The sequence below is a fragment of the Thermus thalpophilus genome (assembly GCF_022760915.1).
Taxonomy (GTDB): Bacteria; Deinococcota; Deinococci; order Deinococcales; family Thermaceae; genus Thermus; species Thermus thalpophilus.
In genome coordinates this window covers 1-23,761 of record NZ_JAKTNS010000018.1, presented here as the reverse complement: position 1 = coordinate 23,761, position 23,761 = coordinate 1, and the positions used below count along the sequence as shown (strand labels likewise).

Genomic DNA, 23,761 nt, shown 5'->3' with positions numbered 1-23,761 from the left:
CCAGTCTAAAGTTCCCTTTAGCCTGGGCAAAGCCTGGAGGGGTGGGGAGGAGGCAAAGATGAGGGTATGCGAGAGTTCCTCCTCCTTCTTCCCCTCTTGGCCGCCTGCTCCTTGACCCTGGAGGTGGTCTACCCCGGGCACCGCATTTCCGATCTCGCCACCCAGACCACCTACTGCACCTCTGGTACCACCCAGGTGGACTACCGCTTCTTCCTCGAGGGCAGGCTGGACAGGCTAGCGTTCTACTGGCTCCCCGAGGGGGCTTCTCCTGAGAGCGCCCTGCCCGAGGAGCGGGCGGTCCTCCAGGGCCCCATCTACGGCGGGGTGGTCCGGGGCTACGTGGAGGTGACCCCAGACGGGGCCATCCGGGGGGTTTCCGCCGTGTCCCCTCAAGGGAGGGTGGGGGTTCAGGGAATTGGCGTGGAGCCCAACCTCCCGCCCCGCCGCCTTTGGCTACAGGGCTTCACCGGGGGGCTCGCGGGGCCCTACGTGCGGGGGAACCCCGTCTATCCGGACGGCACCCTTTCCTGCGACCCCGCCTGGTAGCCTAAGGGCATGGGGGCTTGGGAGGCGGCCAAGGAGGAGCTGAGGCGGCTTTTGGGGCCAAAGGCGCTCCTCTCCCCGGCGGAAAAGGAGGTCTACCGCTACGACGCCATCCTGGTGGGGGAAAGGCCCTTGGCGGTGGTCCTCCCGGAAACCCGGGAGGAGGTGCAGGCCCTGGTGCGCCTCGCCCGGCGGTACGGGCTTCCCCTGGTGCCCCGGGGGGCGGGAAGCGGGCTTTCCGGGGGCGCGGTGCCCCTGGGGGAGGTCGTCGTGGTGTCCTTCACCCGCATGGACCGCCTGGCCCTGGACCCCGTGGCGCGCACCGCCTGGGCCGAGCCGGGGGTGACCACCGCCCGCCTCTCCGAGGCGGCGAGGCCCTACGGGCTCTTTTACCCCCCCGACCCCGCCTCCCACCGCACCAGCACCCTCGGGGGCAACCTGGGGGAAAACGCCGGGGGGCCCCTTTGCTTTAAGTACGGGGTCACGGGGGACTACCTCCTGGCCCTGGAGTTCGTGGACGCCTTCGGGGAGGCCCACCTGCTGGACAGGAAGGCCTTTGACCTCGCGGGGCTTTTGGTGGGCTCCGAGGGCACCCTGGGCCTCATCACCGGGGCCCGGGTGCGCCTTTTGCCCTTGCCCCGCCACCGGGCCGCCCTCATGGCCGCCTTCCCCGAGGTGGGGGCCTTGGCGGAGGCGGTTTCCCGGGCCATCGCCTTGGGGGCGGTGCCGGCTAGGCTGGAGTTTTTGGACCCGGCTTGCGTGGATGCCGTGGAGGACTACCTGGCTATGGGCTTACCCCGGGGGCACGCCCTCCTTCTGGCGGAAACGGACGGGGACGATCCCGAGCTCGTGGAGGAGGAACTCTCCCTCCTGGAGGAAACGGCCAAGGCCCACGGCGCCCAGGTGCGGCGGGCCCAAGACGAAAAAGAGGCGGAGGCCCTTTGGCGGGCCCGGCGGGCGGTGAGCCCGGCCTTGGGGCGGATCCGGCCCAAGCGGGTGAACGAGGATATCGCCGTGCCCCGCTCCGCTTTGCCCCAGGTGGTGCGGGAGATCCGGGCCTTGGGGGAGGCCTCTGGCCTCATCGTGGTGCAGTTTGGTCACATCGGGGACGGCAACCTCCACCCCAACATCCTCTTTGACCCCAGGCGGGAGAGCGAGGAGAGGGTCTGGGCGCTGGCCCACGAGATCGCCCGGGTGGCCCTCAGGCATGGCGGGGTGCTTTCCGGGGAGCACGGTATCGGGGTCATGAAGCGGAAGTTCATGGCGGAGGCGGTGGACGGGGAGACCCTCGAGGCCTTCCGCCAGGTGAAGGCGGCCCTGGACCCGGCGGGGCTTTTAAACCCGGGGAAGCTGCTTCCTTAGTTTTCTTTCACACCCTTTTCGCCTTCTTTTTGGATAAAATGACTCCATGGACCGCTTGGCCCGCCTCCTTTACTGGTCCGCTTGGTTCGGCCTTCCCTTGGGTATCGGCCTCCAGTTGCTTTGGTACCCGCCAGAGACCTTGGGTCTATGGCTTGCCTATGGTGTCTTCGCCCTTTACTTCCTCTTTGCGCTGACCCGCGGGCCAAGGCGGGCCCCTAAGTTCTTGGTTCACGGGCTTGGGGCGTACCTGCTCTTTGAGCTTTGGCGGGCCCAGGAGGACGGGTGGGTGGTGGGGTACTGGTCTCCCGCCCTTTACCTGGTGGCTGCCTTCGCTTACCCTGTGCCTTGGGCCTTGGCGGCCTCCCTCTTTTGGGGGGCGCTTCTTCTCCTCGCCCCGCCTCTTTGGGGCCGGGAGCTCGGTCCTTATTACGCCCACTTCGCCCTGAGCCAGCCTGTGCTCCTCGCCCTCACCCTTCTCCTCGCCCGCTTCCGGGAGTTTTACGGCCGGACTCGTTTTTGGCGGGAGCAGGCCCTCACCTGCCCCCTCACGGGCCTGCCCAACCGCCGGGCCTTGGAGATGGCCTTGGAGCGGGAGGCGGCCCGGGTGGAGCGGGGCGGGAAGCCCTTCAGCCTGGTGCTTTTGGACCTGGACGACTTCAAGCGGGTGAACGATGAAAAGGGTCACCCGGAAGGGGACCGGCTCCTGAAGGAGGTGGCCCGCTACCTGGTGGCCCACGTGCGCCAGGGGGATCTGGTGGGCCGTTGGGGTGGGGAAGAGTTCGCCATCCTCCTGCCGGAGACCGACGCCCTCCAGGCCACCCGCCTGGCGGAGCGGTTGCGGGAGGGCCTCAAGGCCCTGGGCACCACGGCCAGTTTCGGCGTGGCCTCCTACCGGGGGGATTTGGAGACGCTTTACCGGAAGGCGGACGAGGCCCTTTACCGGGCCAAGCGGGGGGGCAAAGACCGCGTGGCCCGGTACACCGATCAGGGAAGCCGGTAGCCCGCCCTCTCCAAAACCCGCCTGGCCTCCTCCCGCTCCTCCCGAGTGGCGAAGGAAAGGCGGAGGGCCCCCGCCGCTTCCCGGATGGTGAGGACCTCTATGTCCTTGATGTTCACCCCGGCCTCCCCCAAGGCGGTGGCGATGCGGGCGATCTCCCCAGGGCGGTCCGGCACCTGCACCACCAGGTCGTACATCTCGGGGAGGAGGCTCCGGCGCACGATGGGAAGGCTGTCCCGGGTGCGCTTGGCCTCCTCCGCCACCTGCAAGAGGGCCTCGGGCTCGTCCAGAAGTCCTTCCAGTTGCAAAAGCACCGCCCGGAGTTCCTCTATGGCCTCCTTGAGGGCTTCCCGGTTCTCCACCACCATGTCCCGGCTCATCCTGGGGCTTCCCGAGGCGATGCGGGTGAGGTCGCGGAAGCCCCCGGCGGCCAGGAAGATGAGGAGGTCCTTATGGGGGTTTTGCGCCACCATGCGGTTTAGGGCCACGGCCAGGAGGTAGGGGAGGTGGGAGATCCGGGCCACCAGCTGGTCGTGAAGGAGGGGGGGCATCTCCAGGGGGTAGGCCCCTAGGGCCTCCACCAGGCGCAGTATGCCCTCCCGGGCCTTGGGGCTCGTGCGGGCCGTGGGGGTTAGGACCCAGACGGCGTTTTGCAGAAGCCCGGCGTGGGCGTTTTCCACCCCGGCCCGCTCGCTTCCCGCCATGGGGTGGCCCCCCAGGTAGTGGGGAAGAAGCCCCTCCAGGGCCGCCACCACCTTGCCCTTGACGCTCCCCACGTCCGTCCAGAGGCTTTCGGGGTGGGCCAGGGGGCTTAGGGCCTGGGCCAGGGCGGGCAAAGCCCCCACGGGGGCGGCGAGGATGCCCAGGGAAAGCTCCCCCACCCAGGGCCCGAGCTCGGCGTGGACCCGGTCCGCCACCCCCAGGAAGAGGGCCTTTTCCAGGGCCAAGGGGTCTTGGTCGTAGGCGTGGACCTCCTCCGCCAGGAAGCGCTCCTTGAGCCCCAGGGCCACGCTTCCCCCCAGGAGGCCCACGCCGAAGATGCCCACCTTGCCGAAGAGGGGCTTCATGCCAGGGCAGGGGTGGAAAGGGTCTTGTCCAAGGCCACCACCAGGCGGCGCACCCTTTCCATGAGCTCGGCGAACTCGTGCTCATGAAGCTGTTGCGCCGCGTCGGAAAGGGCTTTTTCGGGCTCCGGGTGGGTTTCCACGATGAGCCCATCTGCCCCGGCGGCGAGCCCCGCCAGGGCCAGGGGGATGACCCAATCCCGCTTGCCCGCGGGGTGGGAGGGGTCCACCCAGACGGGAAGGTGGGTCCAACTCTTGAGCACGGGCACGGCGGCGACATCCAGGGTGAAGCGGGTGGCCTTCTCAAAGGTGCGGATGCCCCGCTCCACCAGGATGACCTGCATGTTTCCCCGGGAGAGGATGTACTCCGCGCTCATCAAAAACTCCTCCAGGGTCATGCTCATGCCCCGCTTGAGGAGCACGGGCTTTTTCGCCTCCCCCACCGCTTGGAGGAGGGGGAAGTTCTGGGCGTTACGGGCGCCGATCTGGAAGGCGTCGGCGTACTCCGCCACGAGCTCCACCTGTTCCGGGGAGAGGACCTCGGTGACCACGGGGAGGCCCGTTTCCTTACGGGCTTCCGCCAGGATCTTCAGGCCTTCCACCCCTAGGCCCTGGAAGGCGTAGGGGCTCGTGCGGGGCTTGAAGGCGCCGCCCCGAAGCATCGCCCCCCCGTGGGCCTTCACGTACCGGGCCGCCTTCAGGGTCTGCTCCCGGGACTCCACCCCGCAGGGGCCCGCCGCCACCATCACGTGCCCGCCCCCCGTTTTCCCCGTGGGGAAGTCTAAGACGGTGGGGAAGGGTTGGACCTCGAGGCTCGCCAGCTTCCAGGGCTTGGAGATGGGGATGACCTCCGCCACCCCGGGAAGGGCCCGGAAGTGCTCCATGAGCTCGGGGGTGGGGCCGCGGCCGATGGCCCCCACCAGGGTGGTCTCCACCCCCCGGGAAACGTGGGGCCGGTAGCCCACCTTCTCTATCTCCCGCACCACCTCGTCCAGCTCCGCCTCCGTGTGTCCCCGCTTCATCACGATGAGCATCTTCCCCTCCTAAAAACCTTGGGCGCCCCCTTTTGGGGGCGCCCGGTTGCGGTGAAAGCCTATGCGGACCGCAGGGCGCCCCCGGCGGGATAATAAAAGCCGAAGTAGCGCCCTGGTCTCCGCATATTGCCCCCAAGTTTAGGGGGTGGCCCCATGGCCTGTCAACCGCACCCGTATCCCCACGGGGTCCAGGAGGGTTTCCTCGCGTCCTTTGGGGTCCAAGAGGGTGTAGCCCACAAGCCCCGTGGCCCCTTCTGGAGCCCTCCTTGGCCCCGCCCAGGTGTTGGCCCCCACGTGGTGGTGGTAGCCGTCCCAGGCGAAGAAGAGGGCCCCGGGGTAGGTGCGCAAGGTGACCTCCATCCCAAGCCTTCCGGCGAAGAAGGTTTCGGCCTCGCCCAGGTCCGCCACGTGCAGGTGGAGGTGGCCGAGGAGGGTCTCCGGGGCCAGGGGGGTGGCCTTGGGGTTTTCCGCCAGGAGCCTTTCCAGGTTTAGGGGGGCGGTGAACATCAAAGGCCCTTTGGGCCACTCCCCCTGGGGGCGGTCCCGGTAGAGCTCGAGGCCGTTCCCCTCAGGGTCGCGGAAGTAAAGGGCCTCGGAAACCCCGTGGTCCGCCGCCCCCTCAAAGAAGGCCCCGGCTTCCAGGAGCCTGCGGCAAACCCCGGCCAAGGCCCTGCGGTTCGGGAGGAGGAGGGCGAAGTGGTAAAGGCCCAGGGAGGGGTAGGGCCTTAGGGGGGCCTTGGGGTCGTGGTGAAGCTCTAGGCAAAACCCCTTCCCTTGGGGAAAGAGGCGGAAAAAGGGGGGGTCTTCCTCCACCTCTAGCCCAAGAAGGTCCCGGTAAAACCCCAAGGCGGCCCCCAGGTCCCGCACCCTTAGGGCCAGGGAAAGGAGCCGCCTGGGAAAGGGCATTACCGGGCCACCGCCTCCTGCGCCTTTACCGCTTCGGTGTCCACGCTAAAGCGCACCTCTTCCCCCACCAGCACCCCGCCCATTTCCAGGGGCACGTTCCAGGTGAGGCCGAAGTCCTTGCGGTTGAGCTTGCCCTCAAAGTGGGCCGCGATGCGCTCGTTGCCCCAGGGGTCCTTGGCGGGGCCATGGGTTTCCACCTCAAAGGAAAGGGGCCGGGTCACGCCGCGGATGGTCACCTCCCCTTCCACGCGGTAGCGCCCCTCGCCCAGGGGGGTGATCTTCTCGCTCCGGAAGACGATCTCGGGGTGGTTTTCCACGTCCAGGAAATCAGGCGAGCGCAGGTGGTTATCCCGGTCCGCCACCCCGGTGTGGATGCTCCTGGCGTCCAGGCGGGCTTCCACCCGAAGGGGCTTGCCGCCTTCGTCCGTTTCCACGTACCCCTCCTTGAGGTTCAGGGTGCCCTTTACCGTGGCGATCATCATGTGCCGTACGGCGAACTCCACACTGGTGTGGGTGGGGTCCAGGTTCCAACGCATACACACCTCCTCGGGCCCTCGGCCCAGTAGAATATTATCTAAAGCGCTATATGAAGTCAAGCGCTAGCTGGATAGTACGTGGGCTGGAAGGGAAGCCCCAAGGCCTCGGCGAAGGCCTTTAGGCCCAGCCGGTCGGGCTCCTCCAGATGGTAGCGGAAGTTCCAAAGGTAGTGCTGCAGGAGGGCGGGGTTCACGCCAAGCCGCTTCCCTTCCGCCTCCGCTACCTCCTTAAGCCGGCCCAAGCCCTCCCGCCTCGCCCGCCTGAGGGCCTGCACCAGGGCCTTGGGGGGAGGGTTTTCCTTGCGGTAGGCCCAGACGGCGAAGACGAAGGGGAGGTGGGTCCTTTGGAACCAAAGGGCCGAGAGGTCCACCACCTCCACCCCGCCGAAGCGGGTGGGAAGAACATGGGGGGTTTCGGGAAGCTCGGGTAGGAGGCTGGCATAGGCTTTTATGGCTCGGTCGCCGATGAGGAGGACGCCGTCGTACCTTTCCAAGAGTTCCAAGCCCCCCTCCACCTGGGCGTAGCTGGGGGTTAGCCCCTTTTCCCGTAGGAGGAGCTTGAGGAGTTCCACGCTGGTGGCGCTTTCCGTGGTGAGGGCCACCTGCTTTAGGGCCTCGAGGGGCACCTTGTGGAAAAGGTTCACGGAGTACACCCGGCCCAACACCGCCACGGAGAAATCGGGAAGGAGGCCGAGGACGTCTTGGTGCTTCAGGTAGAAGTAGCTGGAGACCAGGGAAAGCCCCACCTCCCCCGAAAGTACCATGCGGTTGAGCTCCGCCGGCACCCCGTGGCGGAGGAGAAACCCATCCGCTTCCAGAAAGCGGTGGAGGGGGGCGGTGTTGGCGTAAAGGGGCACCCCCAGGACGTAGGCCATCAGGCCTCCACCTGGTCCCAGACCCGCACTTCCCGGTAAAGGGCGTCCCGCTCCACGGGGATCCGGCCCGCCGCCAGGATGATGCGGGCGAGCTCCCGCTTGGAGAGCCCTTCGGGGGTGGGGCTTCCCGCCATGTGCACGATGCGCTCCTCAATGAGGGTGCCGTCAATGTCGGTGACGCCCCAGTCCAAGGAGACCTGGGCGAGCTCCGGGGTCAAGGTGGCCCAGTAGCCCTTGATGTGGGGGATGTTGTCCAGGTAAAGCCGGGCCACCGCCAGGTTGCGCAGGTCGTCCAGGCCCGTGGTGAACTCCCGCTTGCCCAGCTCCCGGGCGAGCTGGTTCCCGTCGGGTTGGAAGGCCAGGGGGATGAAGCTCATGAACCCCCCCGTTTCGTCCTGGAGGCGCCGCAGGCGGTCCATGTGGTCCAGGCGCTCCTCCAGGGTTTCTATGTGCCCGTAGAGCATGGTGGCGTTGGTGGGGATGCCAAGCGCGTGGGCGGTGCGGTGGATTTCCAGCCAGCCCTCGGCGCTCACCTTGGCCCGGGCGATCCGCTTGCGCACCCGCTCGGCGAAGATCTCCGCCCCGCCCCCGGGCATGGCGTCCAGGCCCGCCTCCTTTAGGGCCTGGAGCACCTCCCGGTAGGGCAGGCGGGCGATCTTGGAAAAGTGGTGGATCTCCGCCGCCGTCCAGGCCTTCACCTGAACGCCGGGGAAGGTTTCCTTTAGCGCCCGCACCAGGTCCAGGTAGTACTGGAAAGGCCGCTTGGGGTGGTGGCCGGCGGTCATGTGGATCTCGGTTAGGCCGGGCTGGTAGCGGGCCTTCACCCAGGCCACCACCTCCTCCACGTCCCAGTCCCAGGCCCCTTCTTCGCCAAAGCGCCTTTGGAAGGCGCAGAAGGTGCAGCCCACGTAGCAGATGTTGGTCTGGGAAACGCGGATGGAATGGACGAAATAGGTCTTGTGGCCGTGCTTCCTTTCCCGCACCCGGTTGGCCAGGCGCATGAGGGTGGGGAGGTCTTGGGTTTCGTAGAGCACGAGCCCCTCGGCGAAGGTGAGCCGCTCCCCGGCTTCCACCTTTTCGGCGATGGGCAGGAGGCGGGGGTCCTTGATCCCCTTCACGGGGGGCAGTCTACTCCCCGCCGAGGCGCCTGACCAGGGCCTCCACCTCTTTTTGCCTTCCCCCCACGCTCTTTTGGGGGAGGAGGTTCCTAAGGTAGCGGTCGGTGAGGAGGAGGTCCACGTAGGGGTAGACCGTGGCCGCCATCACCGCATCCAGGAGGTCGGAGGGGCGGGGTTTGCGGGTGGGGTCCGTGGCCATGCGGGCTAAGAGCTCCGCCAGGAGGCGGACGAAGGGGACCTCCTTCAGGCCGGTGCGGGCCAGGATTTCCCGGCGGGCGGTTTCTTGGGCCTCGAGGAAGGGAAGCCCCCTAAGGCCCTCGGGAAGGCCCAGGAAAGGGGAGAGGTCCGCCGGCTCCTCCCAACTTCCCCCCCGCCAGAGAAGGTCTTCCCGGTAAAGGCCCCGGCCCTGCCGCCAGGCCACCTCCGGCCACGGGCGCACCCAGTACCCGTGGGAAAGCTCGCCGAAGACGGCCTTAAGGGCGGGGAGGAGGTAGCCCACCTTTTCCTCGGGGCCCCTTTGCGGGTGAAGGGTTTCCAGGACGTGAAAGGGGCTGGGCGGGGCCAGGGCCTTTCCCTTTAGGGCCTCATAGAGCCTGCCAAAGGCCTCGTGGCCCGGCTGGCCCAGGAGGTGCTTGGCCATGCGGCTGGCATAGTTTTGGTCCAGGTAGACGAGCACTACTCCTTGGCCTTGGCGAGCCAAAGCGCCCCCGCCAAGAGGGCCACCCCCCCGGCGAAGAGGAGGAAGTCCAGGGCGCTATTGGGTTTGAAGCCCAGGGCCCTCTCAAAGAACTTCACCACCAGGATCATGACGATCACCTGCCCCAGTTTGGCCTTGAGGTCGGAGAGGCTTGCCACCGCCAGGATGTTCCCCATGGGAAGCTCCAAGGGGCGGATGAAAAGCTCAAAGAGGCCCAGGGAGAAAAGGAGAAAAACGGCGGCCAAAAGGGCCAGGTCCACCGCCCCCACCAAGGCGGGGAGGGCTTCTTCCAGGGGGTGGAAAAGGGCTTTTACGGCCTCAAAAAAAGCGTTCCAGGCGAAGTAGGAGGCCCCGAGGAGAAGCCCCGCCACCGGCAGGAGCATAACCCAACGGACCAGGTTGGCGAAGGGTTCCAGGCGCATGGCTTAGGGCACGTAGGGTACGGCGGGCGGGGTCCCGGTGGAGGCCCGCTCAATCAAAAGGGGTTCAAACCGCACCTCCCGCGGGGGGCCGGCGTAGCCCTGCATCCTCTCCAAGAGGAGCTGGGCCGCCTTGGCCCCCATGGCCTCCACGGGCTGGGCGATGGTGGAAAGCCCCACTTCCTGGGTGAAGGGGTGGCCGTCAAACCCCAGGACCCGCACCTCCTTGCCCAGGGTGAGGCCGAGCCGCCCCGCCTCCTCCAAGACCCCCAGGGCCACCTGGTCGGCCCCGGCGAAGACGTTGAGGGGTGGGGAGCTTTTCTCCAGGAAGTACCGAAGGGCGAGCCGCCCCCCTTCGGGGGATAGGCGGGTGGTGTAGAGGTGCTCCTCCGGGAAAGGCCGCCCCCGCTCCTTGAGCGCCTGCAAAAACCCCGCCATGCGCTCGGCGAAGACCGTGTGGCGGAAGGCCCGGTCGGGCTCCTCCTCCACCTTCACGGCGAAGATGGCCCCGGGGAAGCGGGCCAGGTAGGCCCCCGCCAGGTGGCCGCCCAGGAAGTTGTCCAGGTAGACGGAGTCGTACCGGGGGTTTTTGGCGTCCACCAGGACCACGGGCCGGTCCGTGGGGAGCCTGCCCCCTTCAAAGTGCTCCGTGAGGTCGTAGGAGGCCAGAATGAGGCCGTCCGTGAGGTAGGCCAGGGTGTGGCTTTCCAGGTAGCGCCTAAGCCGGGCCTCGGAGAGGATGGGGAAGAGGGCCAGGTCGTAGCGCTTTTCCAGGAGGACGCTTTCTATCCCCTCAATGAGCCTGCGGTAGAACTCCGTGGCCACGAAGGGGAGGAGGACGCTCACCGTGTAGCTCCTTCCCCCGGCGATCCTGCGGGCGTGGGGGTTGGGGGTGTAGCCCAGTTCCTCCATGGCCCTCAGGACCCGGGCCCGGGTTTCCGGGCGCACCGCCGGGTGGTTGTTGAGCACGCGGCTCACCGTGCCCAGGCCCACGCCGGCCCGGGCGGCCACCTCGTGGATGGTGGGCTTTTTCTTTCTCATGGCCTGGTCCCGTGGTGGAAGCGCTTCATGGAAACTTCCACCCTCAGGATAGAGCAAAAGGGGGTCTTCCGCAAGAATGGGGGCATGGGGTACGTGCTCCTGGCCTACCTCATGGGTTCCTTGGTGGGGGGGCTTCTCTTTTATCCCGAGATCCGGGGGAAGGATCTTCCCGGGGGCTCCGGGGTCTTCCGGAAAAAGGGACCTTGGGCGGCGCTGGGGGTGGTGCTCTTTGACGTGGGCAAAGGGGTTTTGGTGGGCCTTTTAACCCCGCTGGCCTGGCGCCCGTGGGCGGGGGCGGCCTTGGTGGCGGGGCACACCTGGCCCCTTTTCTTCCGCTTCCGGGGGGGCGGGGGGATCGCGCCCTCCTTGGGGTTTTTCCTAGCCTGGTTCCCCCGGGAGGCCCTCCTTTCCACCCTTTTCGCCCTCCTGGTGGCTGGGGTTTACCACCTCCTTTGGTGGCGCAGGCGGCGGGGGGTCTACCCCATCCCCTTCGGGGCCGCCTTCGGCTACCTGGCCTTCTTCCTCTTGGCCCCCGAGGAAGGGCGGCTTGCCGTCCTCTTGGTGGCCCTGGTGGTGGGCTTAAGGGGCCTACAAATCCTAAGGGGAAGGTGGTAGCTTTGGGGCATGAAGATCCTCCGGTTTAACGGCGGAAGCTGGGGCATCCTGGAAGGGGAGGTGGTCCTGGAAACGGACGGCCCCGGGGGAAACCCCACGGGCCGGCGCTACGATCTGGCCTCGGTGCGGCTTCTGGTGCCGGCGACCCCTAGCAAGATCGTCTGCGTGGGGCGAAACTACCGGGAGCACATCCGGGAGATGGGGCACGACTTCGGCCACGACCTGCCAAAGGAGCCGGGGCTTTTCCTCAAGGCCCCCAACACCCTGGCCCACCCGGGCAACCCCATGGACCCGTGGAACACGGGGGACGCCGTGCCCTACCCCTTCTTCACCGAGGAGCTCCACTACGAGGGGGAGCTCGCCGTGGTGGTGGGCGACCGCATGCGCAACGTTCCCCCCGAGAAGGCCTTGGACCACGTGCTCGGTTACACCGTGGCCGTGGACATCACCGCCCGGGACGCCCAGAAAAAGGACCTGCAGTGGGTGCGGGCCAAGAGCGCCGACAAGTTCCTGCCCCTGGGGCCTTGGCTGGAGACCGATCTGGATCCGCAGAACGTCTGGCTCCGCACCTACGTGAACGGGGAGCTCCGGCAGGAGGGGCACACTTCCCAAATGATCTTTAGCGTGGCGGAGATCCTTGCTTACATCTCCACCTTCATGACCCTCGAGCCCTTGGACGTGGTCCTCACGGGCACCCCAGAAGGGGTGGGTGCCCTAAAGCCCGGGGACCGGTTGGAGGTGGCGGTGGAGGGGGTGGGGACCCTCCACACCCGCATCGGCCCCAAGGAGGAGCGGCCGTGGTGAGGGTGTTGGACCTGGGGTTTCAGGGGGCGGAGAGGGTCATCGCCAGTTTCCTCCTGGAGACCCCCATAGGTCCGGTCCTGATAGAAACGGGCCCCGAGAGCACCTACCCCCGCCTGGTGGAAGGGCTTAAGGCCCACGGGGTGGAGCTCGAGGCGGTGCGCCACGTCTTCGTCACCCACATCCACCTGGACCACGCCGGGGCCGCTTGGCGGCTGGCCGAGGCTGGGGCCACGGTCTACGTCCACCCCAAGGGGGCGCCGCACCTGGTGGACCCTTCCCGGCTCCTGGCCTCGGCGGAGCGCATCTATGGGGCGCTCCTCAAGCCCCTCTGGGGGGAGCTTAGGGGCATCCCCCCGGAGCGGGTGCGGGTCCTGGAGGACGGGGAGGTGGTGGACCTGGGCGGGGTGAAGGTGCAGGCCCTGGAAACCCTGGGCCACGCCTCCCACCACCACGCCTATCGGGTGGATGGGGTGGTCTTCGCCGGGGACATCGCCGGGGTGCGCATCGCCCCGGGGCCGGTGCTTCCCCCCACCCCTCCCCCCGACATCCACCTGGAAAGCTGGTACGCCTCCTTGGACCGGCTTCTGGCCTTGCGCCCGGAGGCCCTTTACCTCACCCACTTCGGCGCCTACCAGGACGTGGAGGAACACCTCTTGGCCCTGCGCCACGTCTTGGAGGAGTGGGCAGGCTGGACGCTAAGCCGCCTCAAGGAGGGGCTTTCGCCGGAGGAGCTCACCCGGCGCTTTGAGGCCTACTGGCGGGAGGGCCTGAAGCGGGCGGGGGTGGACGAGGCGGGGATGCGCCTTTACGAGCTCGCCGACCCTCCGTACATGAACCTGCAGGGCCTGGCGCGCTACTGGCAGAAGCACCATCCCGAGGCCTTGGAGGGCTGAGATGGCCTGGCCCTTTCCCCTGGGCCGCCCGGCCCGGATGGCGGTCTTGGCCTCGGGCCGGGGGACGAACTTGATGGCCCTCCTCCAGGCCTTCCCTCCCGGCAACCCCTTGGGGGAGGTGGTGCTGGTGCTTTCCGACAACCCCGAGGCCCTGGCCCTAAAGCGGGCGAGGGAGGGGGGTGTGGAGGCGGTGGCCCTGCCCTGGCGGGGGCGGCGGGCCTTTGAAGGGGAGGCCTTGGCCCGCCTCGAGGCCAAGGGGGTGGACGTGGTCCTCCTGGCTGGATTCATGCGCCTCCTTTCCCCGGGCTTCGTGGAGAGGTGGTACGGCCGCCTCCTCAACATCCACCCTTCCCTCCTCCCCGCCTACCCCGGCCTCCACGTGCACCGGCGGGTTTTGGAGGCGGGGGAAAAGGAAACGGGCTCCACGGTGCACTTCGTGGACCAGGGGATGGACACCGGGCCCATCGTCCTCCAGGGGCGGGTGCCCATCCTCCCCGGGGACCGGGAGGAGGAGGTGGAGGCGCGGGTCCTGCGCCTGGAACACGGGCTTTACCCCAAGGCGGTGCGCCTCCTCCTCCTGGGCCTGGCCCGCCCCCCCGAGGCCTTCGGCGGGCTTAGGGAGGCCCTCTACGCCCTTACCCCGGGGGAGCGGGCCCTATGGGCCCGGGCCCTTTCCGCCCTCGCCCTTTGGGGCCGGGAGGACCTCTGGCCCGAGGCCTTGGGGCCTTCCCGCAACCCTTGGGTGCGGGGAGCCCTTCTCCTCGCCCACCTCCTCGCCGCGCCCCACCTGCCCCTGGAGGAGGAACTCGCCGCCTTGCCCGAGGTGGGGGAGGCGGCCCTGGCCCTTTGGAAGCGGGTAGAATCCCCTCTATGAAGGTTTTGGTGGTGGGGAGCGGGGGGCGGGAGCACGCCCTCCTTTGGAAAGCGGCGCAAAGCCCCCTGGTGGAGAAGCTCTACGCCGCCCCCGGCAACGCCGGGATGGCGGCCTTGGCGGAGCTCGTCCCCTGGAACGGGGACGTGGAGGCCCTGGCGGACTGGGCCCTGGCCGAGGGGATAGACCTCACCCTGGTGGGCCCCGAGGCCCCCTTGGTGGAGGGGATCGCCGACGCCTTCTCGGAGCGGGGCCTTAAGGTCTTCGGCCCCGCGCAGAAAGCCGCCATGATTGAGGGCTCTAAGGCCTTCGCCAAGGGCTTCATGGAGCGCCACGGCATCCCCACCGCCCGCTACCGCGTCTTCACCGAGGCCCTCGAGGCCCTGGAGTACCTGGAGGCGGTGGGGGTTCCCATCGTGATCAAAGACTCGGGGCTCGCCGCCGGGAAAGGGGTCACGGTGGCCTTTGACCTGCACCAGGCCAAGCAGGCCGTCTTAAACCTCCTCTCGGGCCCCGAAGGGGGGGAGGTGGTGGTGGAGGAGTACCTGGAGGGGGAGGAGGCCACGGTCCTGGCCCTCACCGACGGGGAGGCCATCCTACCCCTCATCCCCTCCCAGGACCACAAGCGCCTCCTGGATGGGGACCAGGGCCCCATGACCGGGGGGATGGGGGCGGTGGCCCCTTACCCCATGGACCCCGCCACCCTCAAGCGGGTGGAGGAGGAGATCCTCAAGCCCCTCGTCCGGGGCCTCCGGGCGGAGGGGGTGGTCTATCGGGGGGTGGTCTACGCCGGGCTCATGCTCACCCGGGAGGGCCCCAAGGTCCTGGAGTTCAACGCCCGCTTCGGCGACCCCGAGGCGCAGGCGGTGCTTCCCCTCTTGGAAAGCGACCTGGTGGAGCTCGCCCTGAAGGTGGCGGAGGGGCGGCTTGGGGGCACTGCCCTCGCCTGGAGGGAGGGGGCCGCCGCCTGCGTGGTCCTGGCCGCCCCCGGCTACCCCGAGGCCCCCAAGAAGGGCATCCCCCTCCACGTGCCCGAGCCCCCGGAGGGGGTCCTTGTCTTCCACGCGGGCACCCGCTGGGAGGGGGGGCGGCTCGTGAGCGCCGGGGGAAGGGTGTTGAACGTGGTGGGCCTGGGGAAGGACCTGGAGGAGGCCCTGGGCCGGGCCTACGCCTTCGTCCCCAAGGTGGGCTTTCCGGGGTCGGTTTACCGCAAGGACATCGGGCGCAAGGCCCTGCGGCGGGCTAGTACCTGAGCCGGGCCAGGGGAAGCCGCCTGCAGGCGGAAAGCACCGCCCCCAAGGTGGTGTAGCCCTTTTCCTTCAGGAGGGGGACCATGCGGATGAAGACCTCCGCGGTCATGAGGGCGTCCCCCAGGGCGGTGTGCCGCCCCAAAACGGGAACGCCGAAGCGCTCCGCCAGGGCCTCGAGGCGGTGGTCCTTGAGGTCGGGGAAGAGGAGGTGGGCGAGGAGGAGGGTGTCCACCAGGGGGGGCTCCCCCACCCCCACCCGCCGCAGGAAGGCCAGGTCAAAGGCCCCGTTGTGGGCGAGGAGGACTGTGTCTTCCAGGAAGGCCTTGAAGGCGGGGAGGACCTCCTCCAGCTTGGGCTTGCCCTTCAGCATCTCCCAGGTGAGGCCGTGCACCTCCGTGGCCGCCTTGGCGATGGGGCGGCCGGGGTCCACCAGGGCCTCAAAGGTTTCCTGGTGAAGGACCCGCCGTCCCAGGACGTGCACCGCCCCCAAGGCGACGATGGCGTCCTTTTCCGGGTCCAGCCCCGTGGTTTCCAGGTCAAAGGCGGTGTAGAGGAGGCCCTCCAGGGGGGCGTCCTCGAGGGCCTCCGGCACCTGGAGGAGAGCTGGGTCCACCACCTCGGTCCGGGGCGGGGGGCCTTGGGGCGCGGGGAGGCTCGGGGCTTCCCGGGCCGGCAGGAGGAGGTGAAGCCGGCCATCCTCCCGCCAAAGGCTTCCCTGGGCGGCCTCCACCGCCTTCTGCAGCAGGGGGTGGGGCTTCGGGGCTGGGTGGGGGAAGAGGAGGGTGAGGCGGAAGAGGTTCCCCTGCCGCCCCCCTTCCCAAAAGACCTCTTCCTCCCCCGCCAGGGTGGCGGCGAGGCCCCGGGCGAGGGCGTAGGTGTCCGCCTGCACCAAAAGCCCCTCGGCCCCTTCCTTCAGGGAAAACCCCGGGGAAAGTCCCGCTTCCCGTTCCAGGGCCTCGGCCAAGAGGGCAAGGAGGTCCTCCGCCCGCACCTCCTCCGCCCGCACCGGCGCCTTCAAGCCTTCCACCAGGCGGGAAAGGGCCTCCGCCGTGGCCCGGGCCTGGGCCAGGAGGGGATGGGGGGCTTCCTGCGCCGCCGCCTCCACCAGGGCCCTAAGCCCCGCCAGCTTGTCCTTGAGGCGGTGCAGGGTGGCCTCCTCCAGGGTCCCCTCCTCCCGAGCCTCCTCCAAGAGGAGCAAAAAGCCAGCTTCCAGGGGCACCGCCTGCAGGCGCAAGGGGCCCTTGGGGCCCTGGGTGAGGAAGCGCTCCCCGGGCAGGGCCAGGGCGTGGGCCAGCAGGCCCCGCTCCAAAAGGCCCAAAAGGCTTTTCCCCGCCCCAAGCCCCTCCCCCAGGAGCCGGCGGGCCGGGGGGTTGTAGAGGAGGACCTGGCCCTTGGGGTTGGCCAGGACCACCCCTTGGGGCAGGTGGGCGATCAGGGTGGCCAAAACCTCCCGCTCCCGGGCTAAGAGGGCCTTGGCCTCGGCCACGCGGGCCTCCACCTCCTTTTCCAGGGCCTCCTTCTCCTCCGCCAGGCGGTTGATGAGCCGGGCTAGGCTCTGGAGTTCAAAGGGCCCCCTTAGGCGCAGGCGGTGGCCGGGGTTGGCCAGGAGGACCTCCGCCTCCTGGCCCAGGGCCCGGGTGGCGGCCAGGTACCCCAGGAAAAGGGGGTGGAGGAGGGCGGCCAGCACCAAGGCGAAGAGGAAGGCCAAAAAGAGGATGAGGGAGGCCTTTTCCCGGACCAGCCGCAGGAGTTCCTGTGCCAGGGCCTCCTCCCCCTGGAGGAGGAGGAAAAGCCCTGCCCCCACCGTCCCCCCCACCAGGAGGAGGCCCAAAAGGAGGGCGCCCAGGAAGCGCAGGGCCTCCCTCATGCCCCCTCCAAAAGCGCCCGCACCCGGGCGAGGAGGTCCTCTATGGCGAAGGGCTTGCCCAGGAAGCCCTCCGCCCCCAAGGCCTCCGCCTTGGCCCGGTCCGCCTCCCGCCCCCGGGCGGTGAGGACCAGGACCTTGGGGGGATGGGGGTGGGCCTTGAGGCGCTCCAGGACGGCAAAGCCGTCCAGGCCCGGGAGCATGAGGTCCAGCACCACCAGGTCAAAGGGGCTCGCCTCCGCCGCCCTCAAGGCCTCCTCCCCGGTTTTGGCCAGGGCCACCTCGTACCCCGCCCTGCGCAAGAGGAACTCCAGGGGCACCAGGATGCTCTCCTCGTCATCCACCACAAGGATCCGCATCTTCCACCTCCAAGGGTACGGTGAAGGCGAAGGCCCCGCCTTCCCCCGCTTCCAGGTAGACCCGCCCGCCCAAGCCCTCGGCCAGGCGCCGCGCCAGGTAAAGCCCGAGCCCCATGCCCCCCGAGAGGCTTTGGAAGGGCTCAAAGATCCGCTCCCGCGCCTCCTCGGGCACCCCGGGGCCGTCGTCCAGGATGCGGAAAAGGGCCTCTTGCCCCTTAGGCAAGAGCTCCAGGCGCACCCGGCTTCGGGCGTGGCGTATGGCGTTGGTGAGGAGGTTCAGGAGGACCTGGAGGACCCGGTCCCGGTGGGTGGGGGCGTGGAGGGGCTGCAGGGCCGCCTCCAGCCTAACGCCCCGCTCCCGGGCCAAGGGCTCGGCGAGGCCCAGGGCCTCCTCCGCCAGGGCCTTCAGGTCCGTGGGCTCCTTCCGGGCGGGGTCCGTTTGGAGGCGGGCGTAGCGCAGGACCTCCTCCACCAGGCGGGAAAGCCTTGCCGCCTCTTTCGCTAGGAGGGCGGTGAAGCGCCCCCGTTCCTCCTCGGAGAGGTCCGTGTGGGTCGCCAGGATCTCCGCCAGGGCCCGCACCGCGGTGAGGGGGGTCTTGAGCTCGTGGGAAACCGCCCAAAGGAGCTCGTCCTTGGCCCGGTCCAGGGCCTTTAGCCGCTCGTAGGCCTCGGCCAGCTCCGCCTGGGCCCTTTCCAGGGCCTGGGCGTAGGCCCGCACCGCCTTGGACTCCCGGGCCGCCTCCTCCAGGAGGGGCCGATGCGCCCCTGGGGCTTCCTCCGTGACGGAAAGGAGGAGGAGCCGGGCGGTGGCGGGCCCCAGGGCGGAGGAGAGGAAGGCCTCGGCCCTTTGGGCGGCTTCGGTGCCGGGAAGGCCTTCGGCCTCCTTGAGGAAGGCCTCCGCCGTCTCCTTCCCCAAGACCCTTTCCAAAAGGGATGCGAGCGCCGCCACCTCCCCGGTGCGCCCCCCTAGGGGAGCGTTCTTGCGGGTGAAGAGGGAAACGCCCAGGGTGAGGGCCAGGTTCACCCCCAGGCTCACCAGGAAGCCGTGGGTGATGGGGTCTAGGCCCTTTAGGCCCAAAAGCCCCTCGGGATGGAGGAGGGGGTGGGGGCCTTCCAGGAAGAGGGGGGAAAGGAAGCCGGAGCGGGCCAGGGTGGGGAGGAAGAGGGTGTAGGCCCAAAGGCCCACCCCGGCCAGGAACCCCGCCAGAGCCCCCGTCCCCGTGGCCCCCTTCCAGTAGAGGCCGAGGAGGGCCGCCGGGGCCAGCTGCGCCACCGCCACGAAGGAGATGAGCCCCATGCCCACCAGGGCGTGGGCTTCCCCCGCCAGGCGGAAGTAGAGGTAGGCCAAAAGCATCACCAGGAGGATGGCAAGCCTTCGCCACAGGAGGAGGCTTCCCAGGGCCCGGTAGCGCAGGAGGAGGGGGGAGAGGAGGTGGTTGGAAAGCAGGATGGAGAGGGCAAGCCCCTCCACCACCACCATGGCCGTGGCGGCGGACACTGCCCCCAGGAAAGCTAAAAAGGCCACGGGGGGGCTTCCCGCCAGGAGGGGGAGGGCCAGGACGAAGAGGTCGGGGTTTTCCCCGGGCAAAAGAAGCCTCCCCCAAAGGGCCAGGGGGAGGATGGGCAGGTTGATGAGGAGGAGGTAGAGGGGGAAGGCCCAGGCGGCCTGGGGCAGGTGGCGGGGGTCTTGGCCCTCCACCACCGCCACGTGGAACTGCCGGGGCAGGAGGAGGAAGGCGAGGCCGGAAAGCGCCACCAGGCTCACCCAAGCCAGGTGCCCGGAAAGCCCCTCAGGGGGGAGGAGGAGGGGGTGGAGGTGGGGCTCGGCCTGGGCGCGGGGAAAGGGGTTCCCGAGGCTTAAGAGGACCAAGGCCCCCACCAGGAGGAGGGCGAGGAGCTTCACCACGGATTCAAAGGCCACCGCCAAGACCAGGCCCGGGTGGCGCTCCGAAGGGTCCAGGCGGCGGGTGCCGAAGAGGATGGCGAAGAGGGCGAGGAGAAGGGCGGTGAGGAGGGCCACGTCCGCCAGGGGGGCCTTTTCCCCGCTAAGGAAGAGGAAGGCTTGGGCGATGGCCTTAAGCTGCAGGGCCAGGTAGGGCAGAAGCCCCACCACCAAAAACCCCGCCGCCAGGGGGGCCAAGGGACCTGGGCCATAGCGCAGGTGGAGGAAGTCCGCCCAGGAGGTGAGGCGGTGGGTCCGGGCCAGGGCGAGGAGCCTTCCGTGGAGCCAGGGCCAGAGGAGGAGGACCAGGGTGGGGCCCAGGTAGATGGGGAGGAAGGTGGCCCCTTCCGTGGCCGCCCGCCCGACGCTGCCCAGGAAGGTCCAGGCGGTGGCGTAGACCGCTAGGGAGAGGGCGTAGATCCAGGGGCTTTGCGTGAAGCTCGGGCGGCTTTCCCCCCACAGGGCCACCAGGAAGAGGAGGCCCAGGTAGAGGAGAAGGCCGAGGAGAAGCACCCCAGGGCTCATGGCCGGCGGAAGAGGAGAAAGGCCAAGAGGACCACCAAGGCCCAGGCCCCAAAGAGGTAGAGGTAAAGGGGGGGAAGCCCCCAAGGCCCCTCCACCCCCCGGAAGAGGAGGCTTAGGGGCAGGGTGAAGAGAAAGAGGGCCAGGAGGAAGAGGGCGAAGGCTTTCTCCTTCATCGCAGGTTGAAGCGGCTTGCCGTGCTCTCCTGCACCTCCTGGATGGCCCTAAACCCCTCCAGGGCCCGCCGCCTTTCCCCGGGGGAGAGGGCCGCCCAGAGCACCTTGTTGCCGATCTCCTTCCCCTCGCGGAAGGCCTGGAGCTGGTGGGCCAGGCGCAGGCCGAAGAAGAAGCGGAAGGCCTCCTCCAGCCTTTCCGCCCCTTCCCGGCTTAGCGTCCCCCCTTCCGCCGCCGCCCTAAGCCGCTCCACCGTGCCCTTGGCGGCGCTTCCCGCCAGGAGGGCGTAAAGCCTTGCCAGGGCCACGATGGGGGCGAGGGCCGAGCGCTTGAGGTCCACGAAGCCCTCCTCCGTGCGCACCCGGCCCAGGAAGCCCAAAGGAGGGTGGAACGCCAGGCTGGCCCGGGCCAGGTGGTAGAGGAAAACCCCCCGCTTGGCCCCTTCTAAGACGGCCTCTTCCAAGGGCTTTAGGGAAAGCTCCCCGGCGGCGCCCCGGAAGTCAAAGAAGATCTGGGACTCCAGGAGGGCCTGGGGTTCGGGCGTTTCCATGAAGCGGCGGAAGGTGGCGATCCAGTCCGTTAGGGGCATGCGCCAGCGGGTGGCCATATACCCCCCTTTGCACTCGGGGATCCCCGCCTCCAAAAGCCCCCCCACCACCCGCTCCGCCAGGGCCTGGAAGTAGGCCTCGTGCCCCCCTTCCCCCAGGACCAGGGCGTTGTCCTGGTCGGTGAGGAGGGCCTGCTCCCGGCGGCCTTCCGAGCCGAAGACCATGAAGCTATAGGGGGTGGGGGGTGGCCCTAAGGCGGCTTCCCCCTCCTTCACCAGGCGGCGGATCAGGGCGTCGTTCAGGGAGGCCACCACCCGGCCGATCTCCAGGGCCTCGAGGCCCTTCTGGAAAAGCCCCTCCACCAGGTGGGCCACCTCGGCGCTGTAGCGGGTGAGCTCCAGGCGCTCAATCCGCCGCAGGAGGAGAAGGGGGCTTTGCGCCTGGTGCAGGAGGAGGTCGGTGTGGGTCAAAAGGCCCACGATCCTCGTCCCTTCCGTGAGGGGCAGGTGGTGGATGCCCCGCTCCACCATGGCCGCCACCGCCTCGTAGAGGGGGGTGTCCGCGGGCAGGGCGAAGAGGGGGGCGGTCATCACCGCCGCCACCGGGGTAGAGGGGGGAAGGCCCTCCGCCAAGACCCGGTTCCTCAGGTCCCGGTCGGTGAGGATGCCGGGGGGGTCGGAGGCCACCAGGAGGCTGCTGATGCCCTCCTCCCGCATCCTCCTTGCCGCCTCCTGCACCGGGGCTTCCGGTGCGATGAAGGCGGGCGCCCGCCGCACGAGCCGCCCCACGGGGGCAAAGAGGGAGAGGTCGGGCAAGGCCCTAAGCCGCACCCGCTCCGCCAAGCCCTGCCCGAAGAAGCGGGCGGCCTCGGGGTGGGCGAGGAGCCGGCGAAAAGCGGCTTCGGGAAAACGCAGGAGGCGCACCGGGGTCTTGGCCACCACGCTAAACGCCGGGGGCTCCCCGGAAAGGAGGGAGGGAAACCCGAAAAACTCCCCTGCGCCCAACACCCCCACCTCCCTTTCCCCGTCCAGGAGGGCCACCTCCCCCTCCAGCACCAGGTAGAGCGCCTGGACAGGTACTCCTCCTTGCTCCAGGAAACGGGTTCCGGGAGGGTGGGCCTCCTCTACCCCTTGGGCTAGGAAAGCCTCTTGTACGGGTTTGGGCAGGGCCTGTAACGGGGGTATCGTCCTCGGATGCATAAAACAAAGGCCTATGGCCAGCCTGGCTTCAACCTCCTCCAGGACCCCAAGGGGTCCTGGAGGAGACTTGAGCCAGCTTTGGGTGCCGGAGCTAAGGCGGGATACCTAGTCCCCTCCCAGGTGCACCCGACGCTCAACCTCCCGGTAGCGTTCCTCCGCCTCCTTTTCTTGGGACAGAAGGGAAAAGAGGTAGCCGGCCAAGAACCCTAGCGGGATGGAAACAATGCCCGGGTTTTTGAGGGGAAAAATGGGGCTTGCATGCTTAAGGATGTCCACCTGCACCGTGGGGGAGAGGTAGATGAGGATGACCGCGGAGAGAGTGCCGACGAGGATGGCGCCTACTGCTCCGGCGGTTGTGAATTTGCGCCAAAAAACCGAATAGACGATGGCGGGAAGGTTTCCACTGGCAGCGATGGCGAAGGCTAGCCCCACCGTGAAGGCCACGTTTTGCCCCTTGAAGGCGATGCCCAGGAGGATGGCCACGATGCCCAAGAGCAAGGTGGCGATCCGAGCGACCGCCAGCTGTTCCTTTTCGGGGGCCTTTCCTTGCCGGACCACATTCACCCAAAGGTCGTGGGAAAGGGCGGCGGCTCCAGACAGGGTAAGGCCTGCCACCACCGCTAGAATGGTGGCGAAGGCCACGGCGCTGATGAACCCTAAAAAGGCTGTCCCCCCGAGCGCCTCGGCGAGCAGGGGTGCCGCCATGTTGCCCCCCTTGTCGATGGCCCGGATGGGGTCTCGGCCCACCAGGGTCATGGCGCCGAACCCCAAGACGAAGGTGAGAAGGTAGAAGAAGCCGATGAAAAGGGTAGCCCAGCTCACGGACGTTCTGGCGGCCCTGGCGTCGGGAACCGTGTAAAACCGCATGAGGATATGGGGTAGGCCTGCGGTGCCCAGCATTAGGGCCAAGCCCAGGGAAAGGGTGTCTATGGGGTTGGCAACGAGCCCTCCAGGAGCCAAGACTTGTTCCCCGTACTTAGCGGCCGCATCTTGGAACAACGAAAGAGGGTTCAGGCCATAGCGGACCAGCACCAGGAGGGCAAGGAGGAAGGCCCCGCTTAAGAGGAGTACGGCCTTGACGATCTGAACCCAGGTGGTGGCCACCATGCCTCCGAAGAGAACATAGGCCAGCATCACCACCCCTACGAGCACCACCGCCCACTCGTAGGATAGCCCGAAGAGGAGCTTGATCAGGTTTCCGGCCCCCACCATTTGGGCGATGAGGTAGAGGGTGACCACAACCAAGGTGCTCACCGCTGCGGCGCTGCGCACCGGAGCTTGCCGGAGGCGGTAGGCCACCACGTCGGCGAAGGTGTATTTGCCGAGGTTTCGCAGGGGCTCGGCCACGAGGAACATGACCACGGGCCAGCCCACGAGGAAGCCGATGGAGTAGAGGAGGCCGTCAAAGCCGGAAAGGGCTACGAGGCCGGCGATGCCGAGGAAGCTCGCCGCTGACATGTAGTCACCGGCCAGGGCGAGGCCGTTCTGAAAACCAGAGATAGACCTGCCGGCGGCATAGAACTCCTCTGTAGACCTCGTTCGCCGCGCGGCCCAGTAGGTGATGCCCAGAGTTAGTGCGATGAAGACGAAGAAGAAAAGGATTGCCGTGGGGTTGGGTTGTCCCAACGCGCTTCCGCTCATCCTCGCACCTCCTTCAGCTGGCGAATGGCCTCGTCGTAGTAACGGTTAGCCCACCGGACGTAAATCCAGTTGAGCACCCAGGCGGTCAGGATCACCAAGACGCCAAGGAAAATACCCCAGCTCAAGCCAGGTACGATTTGCGTGCCCATAGCCCCCTTTGCGTAAGCGACAAGGAGGAAAAACCCCAAATAGATGGCGAGCATGGCCCCTGTGAGGGTGAGGGCGATCCGCCATCTTGCCTGAACGAGCTGCTCCAACTGGTCTTTGGACATGGTTGACCTCCTCCCTTTCCTTCTCGGTACCCCAAGGGAAACCTGCTCCGCTGGGCAGGGCCTTTAAACTCCCTTGGGTTGGGGCCCAGTATGATTTCTCGGTGAGGAGCATGTCAAGAAAACCAGCTTTTTCGGTCATGCGCAAAAGGTAGGTTTTCTCCTATGTACACGTCAAAACCTCCATAGGGCATAACCCCAAGGGACTTCCGCGCCTT

At 68.0% G+C, this 23,761-nt stretch carries 24 protein-coding genes; 8 read left to right on the top strand and 16 right to left on the bottom strand.

Annotated elements, in window-relative coordinates; all coding sequences use genetic code 11:
• Positions 1-66 precede the first annotated feature (66 nt).
• Genes L0D17_RS07605 through L0D17_RS07595 form a run of 3 tightly spaced genes read left to right on the top strand, consistent with a single transcriptional unit; the run spans position 67 to position 2,905 of the window.
• Positions 67-546, top strand: a complete 480-nt coding sequence (locus L0D17_RS07605) for a hypothetical protein (protein ID WP_039455794.1) — start codon at positions 67-69, stop codon at positions 544-546.
• Between the two features lie 9 nt (positions 547-555).
• A complete protein-coding gene (locus L0D17_RS07600; RefSeq protein ID WP_039455796.1) occupies positions 556-1,905 on the top strand; it encodes an FAD-binding oxidoreductase in 1,350 nt (449 codons plus the stop codon).
• A 46-nt stretch (positions 1,906-1,951) separates the two neighbouring features.
• Positions 1,952-2,905: a GGDEF domain-containing protein gene (locus tag L0D17_RS07595; RefSeq protein WP_039455798.1), complete on the top strand. Its 954-nt coding sequence runs from the start codon at positions 1,952-1,954 to the stop codon at positions 2,903-2,905.
• On the opposite strand, the gene L0D17_RS07590 is transcribed toward L0D17_RS07595, so the two are convergent.
• The 9 genes from L0D17_RS07590 to L0D17_RS07550 all read right to left on the bottom strand — a co-directional run bounded on the left by L0D17_RS07590 (position 2,890) and on the right by L0D17_RS07550 (position 10,592).
• Positions 2,890-3,969, bottom strand: coding sequence for a prephenate dehydrogenase (locus tag L0D17_RS07590; protein WP_039455800.1), 1,080 nt, complete (start codon positions 3,967-3,969; stop codon positions 2,890-2,892). The genes L0D17_RS07595 and L0D17_RS07590 overlap by 16 nt on opposite strands.
• Complete coding sequence (gene aroF, locus L0D17_RS07585) at positions 3,966-5,000, bottom strand: 3-deoxy-7-phosphoheptulonate synthase (RefSeq protein WP_039455802.1); 1,035 nt, start codon at positions 4,998-5,000, stop codon at positions 3,966-3,968. The genes L0D17_RS07590 and aroF overlap by 4 nt, the downstream gene beginning before the upstream one ends.
• Positions 5,001-5,138: 138 nt before the next feature.
• Positions 5,139-5,906 carry a VOC family protein gene (locus L0D17_RS07580; protein WP_039455804.1) on the bottom strand — a complete coding sequence of 256 codons (768 nt, stop codon included), beginning with the start codon at positions 5,904-5,906 and terminating at the stop codon, positions 5,139-5,141.
• Positions 5,906-6,442: a YceI family protein gene (locus tag L0D17_RS07575; RefSeq protein ID WP_039455806.1), complete on the bottom strand. Its 537-nt coding sequence runs from the start codon at positions 6,440-6,442 to the stop codon at positions 5,906-5,908. Before L0D17_RS07575 ends, L0D17_RS07580 begins: the two co-directional genes overlap by 1 nt.
• Positions 6,443-6,498: 56 nt before the next feature.
• Complete coding sequence (locus L0D17_RS07570) at positions 6,499-7,317, bottom strand: menaquinone biosynthetic enzyme MqnA/MqnD family protein (protein ID WP_039455808.1); 819 nt, start codon at positions 7,315-7,317, stop codon at positions 6,499-6,501.
• Positions 7,317-8,435, bottom strand: coding sequence for an aminofutalosine synthase MqnE (gene mqnE, locus L0D17_RS07565; protein WP_039455810.1), 1,119 nt, complete (start codon positions 8,433-8,435; stop codon positions 7,317-7,319). Before mqnE ends, L0D17_RS07570 begins: the two co-directional genes overlap by 1 nt.
• A gap of 10 nt (positions 8,436-8,445) precedes the next feature.
• Positions 8,446-9,111, bottom strand: coding sequence for a hypothetical protein (locus tag L0D17_RS07560; protein WP_243094655.1), 666 nt, complete (start codon positions 9,109-9,111; stop codon positions 8,446-8,448).
• Entirely contained in the window at positions 9,111-9,554 is a 444-nt protein-coding gene (locus L0D17_RS07555) for a YqhA family protein (RefSeq protein ID WP_039455814.1), read from the bottom strand. The genes L0D17_RS07560 and L0D17_RS07555 overlap by 1 nt, the downstream gene beginning before the upstream one ends.
• Positions 9,555-9,557: 3 nt before the next feature.
• Positions 9,558-10,592: a substrate-binding domain-containing protein gene (locus L0D17_RS07550; protein ID WP_243094654.1), complete on the bottom strand. Its 1,035-nt coding sequence runs from the start codon at positions 10,590-10,592 to the stop codon at positions 9,558-9,560.
• An 84-nt stretch (positions 10,593-10,676) separates the two neighbouring features.
• On the opposite strand from L0D17_RS07550, the gene L0D17_RS07545 reads away from it, so the two are divergent.
• The 5 genes from L0D17_RS07545 to purD are packed head-to-tail and all read left to right on the top strand — an operon-like array spanning position 10,677 to position 15,028.
• Entirely contained in the window at positions 10,677-11,207 is a 531-nt protein-coding gene (locus L0D17_RS07545) for a glycerol-3-phosphate acyltransferase (protein ID WP_039456216.1), read from the top strand.
• 9 nt (positions 11,208-11,216) lie between these two features.
• Positions 11,217-12,011 carry a fumarylacetoacetate hydrolase family protein gene (locus L0D17_RS07540; protein WP_039455816.1) on the top strand — a complete coding sequence of 265 codons (795 nt, stop codon included), beginning with the start codon at positions 11,217-11,219 and terminating at the stop codon, positions 12,009-12,011.
• The gene (locus L0D17_RS07535; protein WP_243094653.1) at positions 12,005-12,904 is read left to right on the top strand and encodes an MBL fold metallo-hydrolase; all 900 of its coding nucleotides are present in this window, start codon (positions 12,005-12,007) and stop codon (positions 12,902-12,904) included. Before L0D17_RS07540 ends, L0D17_RS07535 begins: the two co-directional genes overlap by 7 nt.
• Before the next feature lies 1 nt (position 12,905).
• Positions 12,906-13,778, top strand: a complete 873-nt coding sequence (gene purN / locus L0D17_RS07530; RefSeq protein ID WP_243094652.1) for a phosphoribosylglycinamide formyltransferase — start codon at positions 12,906-12,908, stop codon at positions 13,776-13,778.
• Positions 13,775-15,028 (top strand): phosphoribosylamine--glycine ligase, encoded by a 1,254-nt coding sequence (gene purD, locus L0D17_RS07525; RefSeq protein ID WP_039455820.1) that lies wholly within the window; start codon positions 13,775-13,777, stop codon positions 15,026-15,028. The genes purN and purD overlap by 4 nt, the downstream gene beginning before the upstream one ends.
• On the opposite strand, the gene L0D17_RS07520 is transcribed toward purD, so the two are convergent.
• The 7 genes from L0D17_RS07520 to L0D17_RS07490 form a co-directional block, all read right to left on the bottom strand.
• Positions 15,018-16,892, bottom strand: a complete 1,875-nt coding sequence (locus L0D17_RS07520) for a 3'-5' exonuclease (RefSeq protein ID WP_243094651.1) — start codon at positions 16,890-16,892, stop codon at positions 15,018-15,020. The two genes, purD and L0D17_RS07520, sit on opposite strands and share 11 nt — an antisense overlap.
• The gene (locus L0D17_RS07515; protein WP_243094650.1) at positions 16,889-17,248 is read right to left on the bottom strand and encodes a response regulator transcription factor; all 360 of its coding nucleotides are present in this window, start codon (positions 17,246-17,248) and stop codon (positions 16,889-16,891) included. Before L0D17_RS07515 ends, L0D17_RS07520 begins: the two co-directional genes overlap by 4 nt.
• Positions 17,226-19,715 carry an ATP-binding protein gene (locus L0D17_RS07510; protein WP_243094649.1) on the bottom strand — a complete coding sequence of 830 codons (2,490 nt, stop codon included), beginning with the start codon at positions 19,713-19,715 and terminating at the stop codon, positions 17,226-17,228. Before L0D17_RS07510 ends, L0D17_RS07515 begins: the two co-directional genes overlap by 23 nt.
• Positions 19,712-19,888, bottom strand: a complete 177-nt coding sequence (locus tag L0D17_RS07505) for a hypothetical protein (RefSeq protein ID WP_200883374.1) — start codon at positions 19,886-19,888, stop codon at positions 19,712-19,714. The genes L0D17_RS07510 and L0D17_RS07505 overlap by 4 nt, the downstream gene beginning before the upstream one ends.
• A complete protein-coding gene (locus L0D17_RS07500) occupies positions 19,885-21,633 on the bottom strand; it encodes a putative nucleotidyltransferase substrate binding domain-containing protein (RefSeq protein ID WP_243094648.1) in 1,749 nt (582 codons plus the stop codon). Before L0D17_RS07500 ends, L0D17_RS07505 begins: the two co-directional genes overlap by 4 nt.
• Positions 21,634-21,738: 105 nt before the next feature.
• A complete protein-coding gene (locus L0D17_RS07495) occupies positions 21,739-23,274 on the bottom strand; it encodes a sodium:solute symporter family transporter (protein ID WP_039455830.1) in 1,536 nt (511 codons plus the stop codon).
• The gene (locus L0D17_RS07490; protein ID WP_243094647.1) at positions 23,271-23,546 is read right to left on the bottom strand and encodes a DUF485 domain-containing protein; all 276 of its coding nucleotides are present in this window, start codon (positions 23,544-23,546) and stop codon (positions 23,271-23,273) included. The genes L0D17_RS07495 and L0D17_RS07490 overlap by 4 nt, the downstream gene beginning before the upstream one ends.
• Positions 23,547-23,761 lie beyond the last annotated feature (215 nt).